The sequence below is a fragment of the Pseudomonas sp. NFX5 genome, assembly GCF_049132125.1.
GTDB lineage: Bacteria > Pseudomonadota > Gammaproteobacteria > Pseudomonadales > Pseudomonadaceae > Aquipseudomonas > Aquipseudomonas marginalis.
The window spans coordinates 44,210-58,649 of sequence record NZ_JAFMZG010000041.1 but is presented as its reverse complement, the minus strand read 5'-3'; the positions used below and the strand labels follow the sequence as shown (position 1 = coordinate 58,649).

Annotated in this window: 12 protein-coding genes; 7 read left to right on the top strand and 5 right to left on the bottom strand. The window is 61.2% G+C overall.

Going from position 1 to position 14,440, the window contains the following annotated elements:
* Nucleotides 1-188: 188 nt before the first annotated feature.
* The 4 genes from J1N02_RS27670 to J1N02_RS27655 form a co-directional block, all read right to left on the bottom strand.
* Nucleotides 189-974 carry a sulfite exporter TauE/SafE family protein gene (locus tag J1N02_RS27670; RefSeq protein ID WP_027606416.1) on the bottom strand — a complete coding sequence of 262 codons (786 nt, stop codon included), beginning with the start codon at nt 972-974 and terminating at the stop codon, nt 189-191.
* 91 nt (nt 975-1,065) lie between these two features.
* A complete protein-coding gene (locus tag J1N02_RS27665; RefSeq protein WP_027606417.1) occupies nt 1,066-1,836 on the bottom strand; it encodes a class I SAM-dependent methyltransferase in 771 nt (256 codons plus the stop codon).
* 58 nt (nt 1,837-1,894) lie between these two features.
* Nucleotides 1,895-3,199: an ATP-binding protein gene (locus J1N02_RS27660; protein ID WP_098479685.1), complete on the bottom strand. Its 1,305-nt coding sequence runs from the start codon at nt 3,197-3,199 to the stop codon at nt 1,895-1,897.
* A 3-nt stretch (nt 3,200-3,202) separates the two neighbouring features.
* Nucleotides 3,203-3,904: a response regulator transcription factor gene (locus J1N02_RS27655; protein ID WP_027606419.1), complete on the bottom strand. Its 702-nt coding sequence runs from the start codon at nt 3,902-3,904 to the stop codon at nt 3,203-3,205.
* Nucleotides 3,905-4,075: 171 nt separating this feature from the next.
* Here J1N02_RS27655 and J1N02_RS27650 point away from each other — a divergent pair, with 171 nt between their 5' ends.
* The 7 genes from J1N02_RS27650 to J1N02_RS27620 all read left to right on the top strand — a co-directional run bounded on the left by J1N02_RS27650 (nt 4,076) and on the right by J1N02_RS27620 (nt 12,120).
* On the top strand, nt 4,076-5,233 hold the full coding sequence (locus J1N02_RS27650) for an efflux RND transporter periplasmic adaptor subunit (RefSeq protein ID WP_027606420.1): 1,158 nt from the start codon (nt 4,076-4,078) through the stop codon (nt 5,231-5,233).
* Between the two features lie 12 nt (nt 5,234-5,245).
* Complete coding sequence (locus tag J1N02_RS27645) at nt 5,246-8,335, top strand: efflux RND transporter permease subunit (protein WP_027606421.1); 3,090 nt, start codon at nt 5,246-5,248, stop codon at nt 8,333-8,335.
* Nucleotides 8,336-8,427: 92 nt separating this feature from the next.
* Nucleotides 8,428-9,069, top strand: coding sequence for a DUF1345 domain-containing protein (locus tag J1N02_RS27640; RefSeq protein WP_027606422.1), 642 nt, complete (start codon nt 8,428-8,430; stop codon nt 9,067-9,069).
* A 72-nt stretch (nt 9,070-9,141) separates the two neighbouring features.
* The gene (locus J1N02_RS27635; RefSeq protein ID WP_027606423.1) at nt 9,142-10,011 is read left to right on the top strand and encodes an AraC family transcriptional regulator; all 870 of its coding nucleotides are present in this window, start codon (nt 9,142-9,144) and stop codon (nt 10,009-10,011) included.
* A gap of 22 nt (nt 10,012-10,033) precedes the next feature.
* Nucleotides 10,034-10,639 carry a LysE family translocator gene (locus J1N02_RS27630; protein ID WP_027606424.1) on the top strand — a complete coding sequence of 202 codons (606 nt, stop codon included), beginning with the start codon at nt 10,034-10,036 and terminating at the stop codon, nt 10,637-10,639.
* A gap of 129 nt (nt 10,640-10,768) precedes the next feature.
* Nucleotides 10,769-11,569: a hypothetical protein gene (locus J1N02_RS27625; RefSeq protein WP_085205426.1), complete on the top strand. Its 801-nt coding sequence runs from the start codon at nt 10,769-10,771 to the stop codon at nt 11,567-11,569.
* A 110-nt stretch (nt 11,570-11,679) separates the two neighbouring features.
* Nucleotides 11,680-12,120 (top strand): hypothetical protein, encoded by a 441-nt coding sequence (locus J1N02_RS27620; RefSeq protein WP_027606426.1) that lies wholly within the window; start codon nt 11,680-11,682, stop codon nt 12,118-12,120.
* Between the two features lie 63 nt (nt 12,121-12,183).
* Here J1N02_RS27620 and J1N02_RS27615 read toward each other — a convergent pair whose 3' ends face one another.
* A complete protein-coding gene (locus J1N02_RS27615; protein WP_166655320.1) occupies nt 12,184-14,439 on the bottom strand; it encodes an autotransporter outer membrane beta-barrel domain-containing protein in 2,256 nt (751 codons plus the stop codon).
* Between the last annotated feature and the right edge of the window lies 1 nt (nt 14,440).

Here is a 14,440-nt window from a genome sequence, read left to right as displayed (position 1 = left end):
GCGTAGCAGCCCCAATAAGAGCGCTGCAGTGTGCCAGGCAGGTCCGGGGCTGTGTTTTGGGGCTGCTACGCAGCCCAACGCGGGGCAAGCCCGCTCACCACAGTTACAGTGTTCCTCCTTAACTGACTGGCATTAGGGCTTGCCCCCTCCCACATTTGGCCCCTGTGTATTTGAATCCTGTGTACGCCTCAAAAGGCCAATTTGTAGCCGATGGTCATCAACATGATCGCCAGGCACGGGCGCAATACGCCGTCCGGGACCTTGCCGGTCATGTGGCTGCCGAAGTAAATGCCCGGCAGCGACCCCATCAGCAGAAAGCCCAGCAGGTGCCAGTCCATATTGCCCATGCCGGCATGGCCCAGGCCCGCCACCAGGGTCAGGGGCACGGCGTGGGCGATCTCGGTGCCGACCAGGCGGCGCGTGGCCAGGAACGGATAGAGGATAAACAGCGCGACGGTGCCGAGGGCGCCGGCGCCGATGGAGGTGAGCGCAACCATGGTCCCCAGCACCGCACCGGTCACCACGGTCAGGGCATTCAGGTTGCGCGGGTTCATATGGTAATGATCGCCCGCGTGGCGCTGGGCGAATGCCAGCAGGCGTTGCTTGAACAGGATCGCCAGGGCGGTCAGCAGCAGCACCACGCCGAGGGCCTGCTTGATCACCGCGTTCATGGCGCTGGGGTCGGTGTGCAGGCTGGCGAGGAACCACAGGGTCAGCAACACCGCAGGCACGCTGCCCAGGGTCAGCCAGCCGGTGATGGTCCAGTCGATGTTCTTGTTCTTGCTGTGGACCAGCACGCCACCGGATTTGGTGATGGCCGCGTACAGCAGGTCAGTGCCCACGGCCGTGGCCGGGTTGATGCCGAACCACAACAGGATCGGGGTCATCAAGGAGCCCCCGCCGACACCGGTCATGCCGACGATAAAACCAACGATCAGGCCCGCAATTACAAAACCAAAGTTACCCACTTCCATCAACGCTACCCGCGGCCTTATAAATTTCTGGCCGCAGGATAGCGATTTTTCTTATAACGACTTATATCAATATGATCTGACTTTATGCCTTTTATGGCAGTCGACGACAGACATACGCCTGGGTCTGATAAGGAAACGCCACCGTGTCGCGGTCCTTCAGGGCCGGATGGCTGGCGATCAAGCCACGCAACTGCTCGCTCACAAGGGCTTTTTCAGCCTCGGGCAACGCAGCAATAAAGCTCACGGAGAGGAAGCGATCCATGATCACTTCCTGGGGGCTGCCGACGTGGCTATAGGGGAAACAGGTCATTTCGGGGTCGGAAAAGTACTTGCCGTCGAAGGCTTCGCGCCAGCGTCCGGAGTGAAAACGCGGGGTGTCACCCTCGTAGGGCGTAATGATCGCAGTGATCGCCGCTACCCAGTCCACCGACTCATCGCGCACATTCCACACCAGCCCGAGGCGCCCTTCGGGCTTGAGCACGCGGTGGATTTCCGCCAGCGCGGCCTGGGTGGAGAACCAGTGAAAGGCTTGCGCGCAGACCACCGCGTCGGCGCTGGCGGTTTCCAGGGGGATGGCTTCGGCGGTGCCGTTGACCAGGCGCACGTCCGGCAACAGCCGGGTCAACTGCGCACCCATGGCCTGCACCGGTTCGACGGCGATCAACGTCGGTGCCAGGGTGCTGAGCAGGCGCGTGAACTTGCCGGTGCCGGCGCCCAGGTCGATCACCCGTGAGTGCCCATCGACGCCGAGTACATCCGTGAGCCAGCCCGTGAGTTGCCTGGGATAATTCGGCCGGCCCTGGGCGTAGGTGGCGGCCTGGGTAGAGAAACCTCGTTGAGCAGACGTGTGGACACCAGTCATTGCCAATCTCTCCTCGGGTAAAGCGGGGGCACAGTGTGCGCCTTCCCCGGGAGATTTTCTAATCGGCAGCCGTGGGCAACCACACCCGGAACCGTGCGCCGCCCAACGGCGAGGCCAGTGCGGTCAGGGTGCCGCCTTGGGCCTCGAGGGCTCGCCGGCTGATGGCCAGGCCCAGGCCAAAGCCACCGGTGGCGCGGTCGCGGCTGCGGTCGAGACGGTAAAAAGGCTCGAAGATACGCTCGCGCTGGTCCAGCGGAATGCCGATGCCATCGTCATCCACCCAGATTTCACAGCCTTTGGCGCAGACCTTGACGCCCACCTGAATGCGCTTGTCGCAGTAACGCGTGGCATTGCGCAGCAGGTTCTGCAGGGCACGGGCGGTGAGGCGCGGGTCGAGGCTGAAGCGTTCCACAGCGCAGTCGAGTGCTACATCGATGACGATCTCGGGATTTTCCAGTTCGTCATCGACACTGCCGAGCACGCTGTCGATAAACTCATCGAGCACCACCTCCACACGCTCGGGCAATTGCGCCGGGTTTTGCAGGCGGCTGTAGGACAACAACTCCAGCACCAATTCATCCAGCTCGCGAATATGCGCAACCAGGCCATGCAAGCGCTGGCGACTGGCCTCCGGCAAGTCTTCCGACAGCGCCAGGGCCAGGCCGAAATCCAGGCGCGTAAGGGGCGTGCGCAGTTCGTGGGAGACCGCGTTGAGCAGGTCGCGCTGTTGGTTGAGCAGGTGTTCGATGTCGTCGGCCATGGTATCGAACACCGCTGCCAGGCTGCCGATATTGGAGCTGGCCGGGATGTGTGTGCGCTCGGCCAGGTTGCCTTTGCCCAGTTGCGTGGCGGTGCTTTTCAGGCGTTCGAGATCGCGCCAGTGCGGACGCAGCCAGAACAGCAGGCAGGCCAGCAACGCCGCACCGATCAGCACGTTCATCGACCAGTACAACAGGTTCATGTCCAGCGGGTCTGGCGGAATGGTCAGCTTGACCACGAACTGCTCGTTGAGCGGCGAGCTGATGTCCTCCATCCAGCCGAACTCCCCCAGGTGAATCACGGGGTTGCCCTGCTCCAGCAGTTTGGCTTCCTGCGTGGTGTAGCTGGCGTCCTGGCGCAACAGCAATTGCACTTTGAGGGGGGCGAAGTCACGTCCCAGTTGCTCGGTCACCAGGGACCAGCGCTCCACCGGCGCGCGCAGGTACTGCTTGACGATCAGCTTCTGCATGCCTCGGGACTGCTCGACGTTGTAGTCCAGGTAACGGTGCTCGAACAGTTGGATCACCAGCTTGGGAATCAGGAAGATCGCCGCGCTGTAGGTAATGATGGTGATCAGGTAAAGGCGTAGCAGTACACGAAACATCGGTCAGCATTCCCACTCGGAACGGCTGAACAGGTAGCCTTTGCCCCATACGGTCTTGATCTTGCGCGCTTCACCGGCGTGGTCGTCGAACTTGCGGCGCAGCTTGGAAATGGCCACGTCCACCGAACGGTCGGTGCCGTTGAACTCGATACCGCGCAGGCGTTGCAGGATCTGGTCGCGGCTGAGCACCTCGCCCGCGTGCCGGGCCAGTACCACCAGCAGGTTGTATTCGCCGCTGGACAACTCCACCGCCTGCTCGCGCCAGGTCACGGTGCGCTCCGACAGGTCGATGCACAGGTTGCCCATCAGGATCTGGTCGTTGGCCACCTGAGGCTCGGACAGGCTGCTGCGCCGCAGCAAGGTGCGCACCCGCGCCAGCAGCACACGCGGCTCGCAGGGTTTGGTCACGTAGTCGTCGGCGCCCATTTCCAGGCCCAGCACCTGGTCGTGGCTGTCGTCGCGGGCGGTGAGCATCAGGATCGGCAGGCCCGCCGAGTCGGCGCGCAGCAGGCGGCACACTTGCAGGCCGTCGAGGCCGGGCAGCATCAGGTCGAGGATCACCAGGTCCGGCGGGTCGAGGCGCGCGCGCTCGCGGACGTGGTCGCCACGGCTGAGCACACTGACGTGGTAGCCATTGCGTTCCAGGTAGCTGGCAATCAGCTCGGAGAGTGCGGCGTCGTCTTCCACCAGGAGGATGTTGGGCATGGTGTTTCCAAATAATGCGGTTTGTTGGTGTGTTGCAGGATCGTGCAAGGATATACGCCCTCGGCGCCCCGCGCGCCGCACCTTACATTTCTTCACAGACGACCTACACAGCTTCACAGCACCACGGCGCAGGTGCCCTTAGGATGCGCCAGTCAATATTGGGATAAGAGCATGTCGAAGAATCTGTTTGCGCCATTCTGCCTGTTGGCCCTGACGCTGGCCCTGAGTGCCTGTGACCAATCGGCCGACGAAGCGCCGCCAATGCCCCTGGCCAAAGTGCGCATCGAAACCCTTGAGGCCAAGCCCCTCTCCATCACCAGCGAATTGAGCGGACGCATCGCCGCGCCACGCATCGCCGAAGTGCGCGCACGGGTGGCCGGGGTGGTGATGCAACGGGTGTTCAAGGAAGGCCATGACGTCAAACAGGGCGACGTGTTGTTTCGCATCGATCCGGCACCGTTCAAGGCTGACCTGGACAGCGCCCAGGCCAACCTGAGCAAGGCCGAGGCCAATGCGTTCCAGGCGCGCCTGCAGGAGCAGCGCTACAGCCAACTGGTGGAAGGCAATGCCATCAGCGGCCAGGACTACGACAACGCCCGCGCCAACCTGCGCCAGACCAACGCCGAAGTCGCCGCCAACAAGGCCGCCGTCGAGCGCGCCAGGTTGAACCTGGGCTACGCCACCGTGACCGCGCCGATTTCCGGGCGCATCGGCCGCGCCCTGGTGACCGAAGGGGCACTGGTGGGCCAGAACGAAGCCACGCCCCTGGCGATCATCCAGCAACTGGACCCGATCCACGCCGACCTCACCCAGTCCACCCGCGAGCTCAACGACCTGCGCCGCGCCTTCCGCGCCGGCAGCTTGAAGCAGGTAGGCCAGGACCAGGCCAAGGCCACGTTGATCCAGGACGATGGCAGCCTCTACCCGCTGCCGGGCAAGTTGCTGTTCGCCGAGATCAGCGTCGACCCGGGCACCGGGCAGATCATCCTGCGCAGCGAGTTCCCCAACCCGGACCTCGACCTGTTGCCCGGCAGCTTCGTACGGGTCCGCCTGGAGCAGGCCGTCGACAAACAGGGCATCAGCGTGCCGCAACGCGCCATCACCCGCGACAGCGCCGGCATCCCCATGGTGCTGCTGCTCGACGCCGAGCAGACCGTCAGCCAGCAGCCGGTGGAACTGGGTGCGGTGATCGCTGACCGCTGGGTGGTCAGCCATGGCCTCAAGCCCGGCGACCGTATCGTCGTCGAAGGCCTGCAGCACGCGCGCCCCGGTGAAAAAGTCGAGGTCGATGACAGCCCCACACCCGTTGCCCAGGCTTCCGGCCAATAAGGATCTTTGACAATGCCGCAGTTCTTTATTGACCGCCCGATCTTCGCCTGGGTGGTCGCCCTGTTTATCCTGCTGGCCGGCTTGCTGGCCATCCCGCAGTTGCCGGTGGCCCAGTACCCCAACGTCGCGCCGCCGAAGGTGGAAATCTACGCGGTGTACCCGGGCGCCTCGGCCCAGACCCTGGATGAAAGCGTGGTCAGCCTGATCGAGCAGGAGCTCAACGGCGCCGATCACCTGCTGTATTTCGAATCCCAGAGCAGCCTCGGCTCGGCAACGATTACTGCCACGTTCCAGCCCGGCACCAACCCGGAAATGGCCCAGGTCGATGTGCAAAACCGCCTCAAGGCGGTGGAGCCGCGCCTGCCCCAGGCCGTGACCCAGCAGGGTTTGCAGGTGGAGAAAGTCTCCGCCGGTTTCCTGCTGCTGGTGACCCTCACCTCCAACGACGGCAAGCTCGACGATGTGGCGCTCAGCGATTACCTGGCGCGCAACGTGATGAACGAGCTCAAGCGCCTGGACGGGGTCGGCAAGGCCCAGCTGTACGGTGCCGAACGCGCCATGCGCATCTGGATCGACCCGCAGAAACTGATCGGCTTCAACCTCACGCCGGCCGACGTGAATGCCGCGATCAGCGCACAGAACGCCCAGGTCTCGGCCGGCAGCATCGGTGACTTGCCGGGTACCAGGACCCAGGAAATCACCGCCGCGATCCTGGTCAAGGGCCAGCTGTCCACGCCGGCGGAATTCGCCGATATCGTGCTCAAGGCCAACCCGGACGGCTCCACCGTGCGCATCGGCGATGTGGCGCGGGTAGAAGTGGGCAGTCAGGAATACCAGTTTTCCACGCGCCTGAACGGCAAGCCGTCCACCGCCGTCAGCGTGCAACTGGCGCCCGGGGCCAATGCGCTGAACACCGCGACCCTGGTGCGGGCGAAGATGGACGAGCTGTCGCGCTATTTCCCGGCCAATGTGGAGTACAAGATCCCGTACGACACCTCGCCGTTCGTCAAGGTCTCGATCACCAAGGTGGTCTACACCCTGCTCGAAGCCATGGCCCTGGTGTTCGCGGTGATGTTCCTGTTCCTGCAGAACGTGCGCTACACCCTGATCCCGACGCTGGTGGTGCCGATCGCGCTGATGGGCACCTTCGCCACCATGCTGTTGCTGGGCTTCTCGATCAACGTGCTGACCATGTTCGGCATGGTGCTGGCCATCGGCATCCTGGTGGATGACGCCATCGTGGTGGTGGAGAACGTCGAGCGGATCATGGCCACCGAGGGCCTGTCGCCCAAGGAGGCGACGAAAAAAGCCATGGGCCAGATCACCGGCGCCATCGTCGGCATTACCCTGGTGCTGGTCGCGGTGTTCCTGCCGATGGCGTTCATGGCCGGCTCGGTGGGGGTGATCTACCAGCAGTTCTCGCTGTCGATGGCCACCTCGATCCTGTTCTCGGCCTTCCTCGCCCTGACCTTGACCCCAGCCCTGTGCGCCACGCTGCTCAAGCCGATTGCCAAGGGCGAGCACCATGCCAAGGGCGGGTTCTTCGGCTGGTTCAACAAGCGCTTCGAGCAACTCACCGACCGTTACGAAGGCTGGGTCGCCTATGCCCTCAAGCGCAGCGGCCGTTACCTGCTGATCTACCTGGTGCTGCTGGTGGGCCTGGGGCTGATGTTCAGCCGCCTGCCCTCCTCGTTCCTGCCGGTGGAAGACCAGGGCTACACCATCACCGACATCCAGCTGCCGCCCGGCGCGAGCAAGAACCGCACGGTGCAGGTGGCCGAACAGATCGAAGCGCATAACGCCGGGGAGCCAGGGGTGGGTGACACCACCATGATCATGGGCTTCAGCTTCTCCGGCTCCGGGCAAAACGCCGCGCTGGCGTTTACTACGCTCAAGGACTGGTCGGAACGCGGCAGCGATGACTCCGCCGCCTCGATTGCCGACCGCGCCAACATGGCCTTCAGCGAACTCAAGGACGCGATTGCCTATGCAATCCTGCCGCCCCCGGTGGACGGCCTGGGCACCTCCAGCGGTTTCGAGTTCCGCTTGCAGGACCGCGGCGGTGTAGGCCATGCAGCCTTGATGGCGGCGCGTACCGAATTGCTCGACGCCGCCGGAAAAAGCCCGATCCTGGCCAACGTGCGCGAAAGCGCCCTGGCCGAGGCGCCGCAAGTGCAGCTGGAAGTCGACCGCAAGCAGGCCAACGCGCTGGGCGTCTCGTTTGCGGATGTGGGCAATGTGCTGTCTTCGGCCATCGGTTCAGCCTATGTCAACGACTTCCCTAACCAGGGCCGCATGCAGCGCGTGGTGGTACAGGCCGAAGGCGACCAGCGCAGCCAGGTGGCGGATTTGATGAAGATCCACGTGCGCAACAAGGATGGAAAGATGGTACCGCTGTCGGCGTTTGTCGAAGCCAAATGGACCCAGGGCCCGGCGCAACTGACGCGCTATAACGGCTACCCTGCCATCGCCATTTCCGGCGAGGCCGCACCCGGCCACAGCACCGGCGAGGCGATGGAGGAAATCCAGCGCCTGGTCAGCCAATTGCCGGCAGGCCTGGGCCAGGAGTGGACCGGGTTGTCGTTGCAGGAACGTTTGTCCGGCTCCCAGGCCCCAATCCTGTTGGGCCTGTCGCTGCTGATCGTGTTCCTGTGCCTGGCGGCGCTGTATGAAAGCTGGTCGATCCCGACGTCGGTGTTGCTGGTGGTGCCGCTGGGCGTGCTCGGCGCAGTGCTGGCGGTGACTTTGCGGGGCATGCCCAACGATGTGTTTTTCAAGGTCGGCCTGATCACTATCATCGGCTTGTCGGCGAAGAACGCGATCCTGATCATCGAGTTCGCCAAGGACCTGTATGACCAGGGCGAAGACCTGATCGACGCCACCCTGAAAGCCGCACGACTCCGGTTGCGCCCGATCATCATGACCTCGCTGGCGTTTATCCTCGGCGTGGTGCCCTTGGCGATTGCCACCGGTGCCAGTTCGGCGAGCCAGCAGGCGATTGGTACCGGGGTCATCGGCGGGATGATCACCGCGACCCTGGCGGTGGTGTTTGTGCCGGTGTTCTTTGTGGTGGTCATGAAGCTGGTGCGCAAAAAGCGCTAAGGCTTTTGGGGGGGACACTGTAACGGTGGCAAGCCCGCTTGCCACAACAAAAATGCGCTAAGGTGCTCACAGGTAACCATCTGTGAGCTGCCATGCCCTTTCTAGCCCGTACCCACCCTCGCCTCTCCACCGCCGCTGTGCTCGGCCTTGCCGTCGGCATCCTGGCGCCGGCCGACACCCTCGCCAGCAAAATCCTCATCGGCTGGAACGCCGGGGTCTGGACCTACCTGGTGCTGATGCTGTGGCTGACCAGCCGTGCCAAGGCCGACGATGTGAAGCGTATCGCCGAAATCGAGGACGAAAACGCCGGGCTGGTGCTGTTCACCGTGTGCATCGCCGCCATCGCGAGCCTGGCCACCATCACCTTCGAACTGGTGGGCAGCAAAGACCTGGCCACGTCCGAGCGCCTGCTGCACTACGGGTTTACCGGGCTGACGGTGATCGGTTCATGGCTGTTGATCGGGGTGATTTTCAGCGTGCATTACGCCCGCCTGTATTACACCTGGAATGGCAAGGAGCCGGCGTTGCGGTTTGCCGAAGGGCTGTTGACGCCGAACTACTGGGACTTCCTGTATTTCTCCTTCACCATCGGCGTGGCGGTGCAAACCTCTGACGTCGGCGTCGCCACCCGCGGCATGCGCAAGGTGGTGCTGGGGCAGTCGCTGATCGGCTTTTTGTTCAATACGGCGATCCTGGGGTTCTCGATCAACATCGCCGCCGGGCTGTTCGGCTAGGCTGCACAAACCTTCTAGACGCTCAGGTGTCGGTGGGCGCTAATACCCTTACACATTCCGTCCCGGTGTTTCATGGCTGCGCATAATTGGATCGATCTGTCCCAGGACGCCGACACCGGCATCGAGACCCTGCGCGCGCATTTCGAGGGCCACGCCTACGACCCCCACTGGCATGACAGCTATCTGGTCGGCGTCACCGAACAAGGCGTGCAGCAGTTCAACTGCCGCCGCACCCGGCACAACAGCGTGCCCGGCCAGGTGTTCCTGGTGGAGCCCGGTGAATTGCATGACGGTGACGCGCCCACGCCGGACGGCTTTACCTACCACATGCTGTACCTCGACCCGCAGTGGCTGGCGCGGGAAGTGAGTGCGGTGTTCGAAGAAGCGCCGCTCAACAGCCAACTGGGTTTCGCCACGACCTTGACCAGCGATCCACGCCTGGCCATCGCCACCAGCCAGGCGTTCCAGACGCTGCACAGCGGTGAATTGCGCATCGTGCGCCAGCGTGTCATGGACCAATTGCTGGAGCGCCTCACCGGTCACCTGGCGTGGCGCGCGCGCTACCGTGACGATCCACGCTTGCCACTGGTCGCCCATAAGGCCCGCGAATACCTGCATGCCCACTTGCATCAAGACGTCGGCATGGACGAACTGGCCGTAGCCTGTGGCGTCGACCGCTTCCGCCTGACCCGCGCGTTCAAGAGCGCCTTCGGCCTGCCGCCGCATGCCTACCTCGTACAACTGCGCTTGGCCCGTGCCCGGCATTTGTTGGCCAAGGGCGAGCAACCGGCGGATATGGCGATTGCCCTGGGCTTTGCCGATCAAAGTCACCTGGGCCGCTGGTTCGTGCGCGCCTACGGCTTGACACCGGCCGCGTACCGCAAGCGCTGCTCAAATCTTCCAGACAGTAACGCACAGGCTTGTGAGGATGGACGCCACTGAACGATTCACTGGAGTCCCCAGCATGTCCTCCCCGTTACTGCCCTTCCTGTTATTTGCCTTCGTTGCCTCCATCACCCCCGGCCCCACCAACATCCTGGTGCTGAGCAACAGCGCGCGTTATGGGCTCAAGGCTGCACTGCCTATCGTATTGGGTGCCTGTCTGGGGGCTGCGGGAATTGTGTTGCTGGTGGGCTCGGGCGTGGGCCAGTCGCTGGCGCAATTGCCCAGGGTGCAGGCCGCGATGCAATGGGTGGGCGTGGCCTGGCTCAGCTATCTGGCATGGCAGATCTTCCGCGCGCCGGCCGAAGCCATCGACCCGAACACCCCGCAAAAACGCCTGGGCCTGGCCGGCGCCGCCAGCCTGCAATTGGTCAACCCCAAGACCTGGATGATGGCGCTGGCGGTGGTCAGTGTGTTTGCCGACAACGGTGAGGCGCGCCAGAGCCATGTGCTGTACCTGTCGTTGGCGTTTTTTATGATTTCGTTGCCGTGCCTGGGGGCGTGGGCGTTGCTGGGGGTGGGGTCGAGCCGGGTGTTTCGCTCGACCAAGGCCATGCAGCGTTTTAACCAAGGTATGGCGTTGCTGTTGTTCGGCTCCGCCTGGCTGAGCGTTTTAGCGGGAGCATAGAAAAGGCGACGAATGGCGAGCAAACCTGTGAATTCTGACAGTTGTGGGCAAGGCGTTAATGGCGCTGAATAAAGCCACTTGTCAAAAAGCACGGGCCATGACGGGTATCAAAGCCTGCGGGAGCACGCCATGTCACCACTTGTTCCGTTAAATAAGAATCTGATCCTGAATGGAAACTTTATCGACCATGGAACCCATTGGACAGCCACCGCGACACTTCCCGGCAGGGTTGATTTTTCCCAGCACAGTTGCATCGTCAGAACTCAAGGAATGGCTGAGCAAACGGTACCTGTGGTTGAGGCAACGGTCTATACCCTCAGCCTGTTTACGCTGATTACTTACAGAGGTACCGGCTCGATAACGGTGGTTTTTCAGCCTTCGGGGGTCAATGAATCGATATCGATGTCCGGCAACCAAGGCTGGTTGCGTCAGTCATTAACGTTCACGCCTCCCACAGGCACTGTCAGCGCAACCGTGCAATTGACAGGAACGTCGGGGGACGTCTGGTTCGATAACGTCAGGCTAGTGGAGGAAGAAGGGACGATCATACCGATTGAGTTGATCGGTAACGGGGACTTCTCACGCAACGGCGATGAATGGACTTCGTCACCGCCACCCAATTCCGCGACCTTCCACGATCAACGGTGTCAGTTGAATCTGGGCGCTTATATCGAGCAGGACATCAGGGTCGTTCCCGAGCAGGCGCTGGTCTTCTCTATCGATGCACAAACACCAACCGGCGGCCATGGGGTTGTAATGTTTCATATAACCCCCGATCACGTACCTGAGTTCGAGTTACGCGGAGAGGGAGGCTGGGATTCATACACCTACTTATTCACCGTCCCCGCTGGCATTCATGACATCACGCTGCAAATACAGGGCATTACTTTTCTGATCGTCGACAATATTTCATTAAAGGCAATGGAATGAAAGCGCGTGCAAAGGAGGCAAACGTAAACCGTCGCATTTAACAGGCTTGTCCCAAGTGGGCAATGATGCCTTCACAGGACATTTATTGACGAGAGCGGGAGACTATAACCATGAGTACTGCAACTGCATCTGCGGTAAGTGAAAACAGCCGGTCCACTAACCAAGTTTACTTTCAGGGAACGATCGCGACTCAGGCTTTCAAGGACGATTTCCCCAAACATGAACTCAAATCCGATTATTGGTGGGTTGAGGCCACTCAGCGGGATTTAGGCATTGGCAACCGCCGGCGAATCGTTGTTTTCCAATATCTGGCGGATCCGGCGACATTGCCCTCCGGCCGGTATACCCTCAAGCCCGACGAACCCGACGAGCGTTTTTCAATTATTTATATGGAGCTCAATGACGCGCCACCTCCCGCTTATACAGCCTCGCGCGGCACGATTGAGTTTATCCATAACCAGCAAACCAACCATGTCAGTGGCGCCTTGGACGTCTACTACGTTGACGTCAATATGAAGGATCAACGTATGCAAATCCTGTTCAATGTTTGACCCGCCAAAAAAACGCCCCGGAAACCGGGGCGTTTTTTATCACTTGATCCAGGGCATTGTTGATTACCAGCTGTAACGCACGCCCACGTTGGCGCCCCAAGGCTGATCAATCCGCTTGCCTTTCGCATGTTCGAAGTCGGCATGCAACTGCAGGTTCTGGGACAAGGACACCGAAACCCCCGCACCGAACTCTGCACGGCTGCCCGAGAGATCGTTATTGAAAGTCTGGTTATTCACCGACACCTTGTTGTTCTTGGCAAATTCATGAGCGACCGCACCGCGCAAGTAAGGCTGTACAACGCTACCGCTATCGAGCACAAAATCACGGCCGACAGTCACCCCCAATTTACCCAGGACCGAGTGGGTGTGATCGCCCTTGGCCTGCATCCCGTTATCCAGTTGGTAGCTCTTGCCCTTGGTAGTCATCACCGACGCTTGGGCAAACGGTTCAACGAAGAACGCATCATCCAACCGAATATTACGCCCGACCTCTGCCGAAACACCCAAGGCATTAGTGGAGTAGTTACCCTTGGCCTGTGCGCCATCGCTCAACCCCACCTTGGAGTCATTGCGCAGGTGGTTCACCTTGGCCACACCGTCAAAGTAGTAGCCACTGTCTTCATCCATCCAAGTGGCATAGGCACCGACGTAGTAACTTTTGATAGTGCCCGACGTTCCACGGCCAACATCCAGATCTGATTCACTATGACCGGCCATGACCCCCAATAGCCATGGGCTGTCCATCATCGGCATATCCGCACCGAGGGAAAAACCGCGTTGCGATTGGGTGTAGCCATTTCCGGCACCACCTTTGGCCTCGAACTTGTTGCCATAACTGCGGACCCATCCGCCGGACTCAGCACCATTGTGGCGCAGTTCACCCATACGGGTACGCAGAGAAGACAGCTCGCCATACCACACGGTAGGCGCGGCATTGAACAGCGCCAGCACCGAGCGGGTGCCAGGGCTGATGACCCGCGACGACGGGTCGAGGAACCAGTCATTGCCGTCTTGCTTGAGCCCATAAGACCACGCCCCCACATCGACCGATCCGCCTATCAGCGAAAACTGCGCATCACCGCCACCGGTATGAACAATACGCACCTCATTGGCACTGACCGGCTCGACGCCGCTGCTGGATAGCAGCAATTGATGGTTGCCGCTGGCGGAACCCGTGATGTTGAGGAAGTCGGTCAAGCCCCGGGCAAAATCAGTGCCCATCACAAACGTACCGTTACCTGACAGGCTGGTCAGGTCCAACTGGTAAAAGGCGTCACTCGCACCAAACCTGATCATCCCGCCCGACAGATTCAAGGCGCCGACCTGGCTGTTGCCGGTCATGTCCCACAGCGACTGGCTACCGATACTCAACGACGAAACATTTTCCAGGCGACCGGTCAACGCAGCCCGGTTCTGCAAGTCAAGGTGTGTGGTACTGCCCGACTCAACGATCACGTTGCCCAGTAGTTGGCTGTTATCAACCCGTACAGTGGCCGAAGACCCATCCTTGACCTCAAGGAGGTTGCCGTTGCCACCGGACAGTGTCGAGCCATTCAGCACCTCAATCGATGCGTTGGCCCCTCTGCCCAGCAGGCCTTCTACCACAATCGCTGCACCGGTTTCGCCAGTCACGTGGGTATTGTCCAGTACCAAGCTATTGGCAAGCACACTACGGGGTTCATTCGTCAGGACTACGCCGTTAAGGCCGCCTGTGATTACACTTTGACGAGCATGGGCCTCTGCGCCCTGCAACTTCAAACCGAAACTGCCAGCGTCTGTACCCTGCACGATGCTGCGGTCCAGGTTCAGCACGCTGTGGCCTCCAACCGCTGCGCCGCCGGTTGCCCCGGAAACCACGCTGCCATTGACAGTCGCGTTGGAACCCACGGTGGAGCCTGAGAAACGACTGAGCACCAACCCATCGTAGTCGGCACTGGAAATCACGCTGCCGTTGATCAACGCATTACTGCTGTACAACGTGATACCCGCATTGAAATCACCCTGCGCCACAACACGACTGGTATCCACGTTGACGTTCGAGCCCGCCTGTGCAACGACGGTGCCGAGGACGGTACTCGAGTCGCTCAGGTTCAGGTTGGAGCGGGCGGCATAGACGCTCTCGGTTCGCCCCTCTATCACGTTGAGCGTGGCATTTTCCAACGTATAGCTGTCGAGCACGTCGTGAAAGTCAATGGTCTCGGTTCGATTTTCGATCAGCCTTGCCTGAGCGTGCGGAGCGAGAGCTAACAGTGATGCAATCGACGCAACCTTAACGACGAAGGCTAAAGGATTTAACTTAAAAATAGACTGGGTATTCATG

Excerpts from the sequence above, each read along its gene's own strand:
- J1N02_RS27655 (WP_027606419.1), bottom strand. The coding sequence starts at position 3,904 with ATGCCCAACATCCTCCTGGTGGAAGACGACGCCGCACTCTCCGAGCTG.
- J1N02_RS27670 (WP_027606416.1), bottom strand. The coding sequence starts at position 974 with ATGGAAGTGGGTAACTTTGGTTTTGTAATTGCGGGCCTGATCGTTGGT.
- J1N02_RS27630 (WP_027606424.1), top strand. The coding sequence starts at position 10,034 with ATGTCCTCCCCGTTACTGCCCTTCCTGTTATTTGCCTTCGTTGCCTCC.
- J1N02_RS27665 (WP_027606417.1), bottom strand. The coding sequence starts at position 1,836 with ATGACTGGTGTCCACACGTCTGCTCAACGAGGTTTCTCTACCCAGGCC.
- J1N02_RS27620 (WP_027606426.1), top strand. The coding sequence starts at position 11,680 with ATGAGTACTGCAACTGCATCTGCGGTAAGTGAAAACAGCCGGTCCACT.
- J1N02_RS27660 (WP_098479685.1), bottom strand. The coding sequence starts at position 3,199 with ATGTTTCGTGTACTGCTACGCCTTTACCTGATCACCATCATTACCTAC.
- J1N02_RS27615 (WP_166655320.1), bottom strand. The coding sequence starts at position 14,439 with ATGAATACCCAGTCTATTTTTAAGTTAAATCCTTTAGCCTTCGTCGTT.
- J1N02_RS27640 (WP_027606422.1), top strand. The coding sequence starts at position 8,428 with ATGCCCTTTCTAGCCCGTACCCACCCTCGCCTCTCCACCGCCGCTGTG.
- J1N02_RS27650 (WP_027606420.1), top strand. The coding sequence starts at position 4,076 with ATGTCGAAGAATCTGTTTGCGCCATTCTGCCTGTTGGCCCTGACGCTG.
- J1N02_RS27625 (WP_085205426.1), top strand. The coding sequence starts at position 10,769 with ATGTCACCACTTGTTCCGTTAAATAAGAATCTGATCCTGAATGGAAAC.
- J1N02_RS27635 (WP_027606423.1), top strand. The coding sequence starts at position 9,142 with ATGGCTGCGCATAATTGGATCGATCTGTCCCAGGACGCCGACACCGGC.
- J1N02_RS27645 (WP_027606421.1), top strand. The coding sequence starts at position 5,246 with ATGCCGCAGTTCTTTATTGACCGCCCGATCTTCGCCTGGGTGGTCGCC.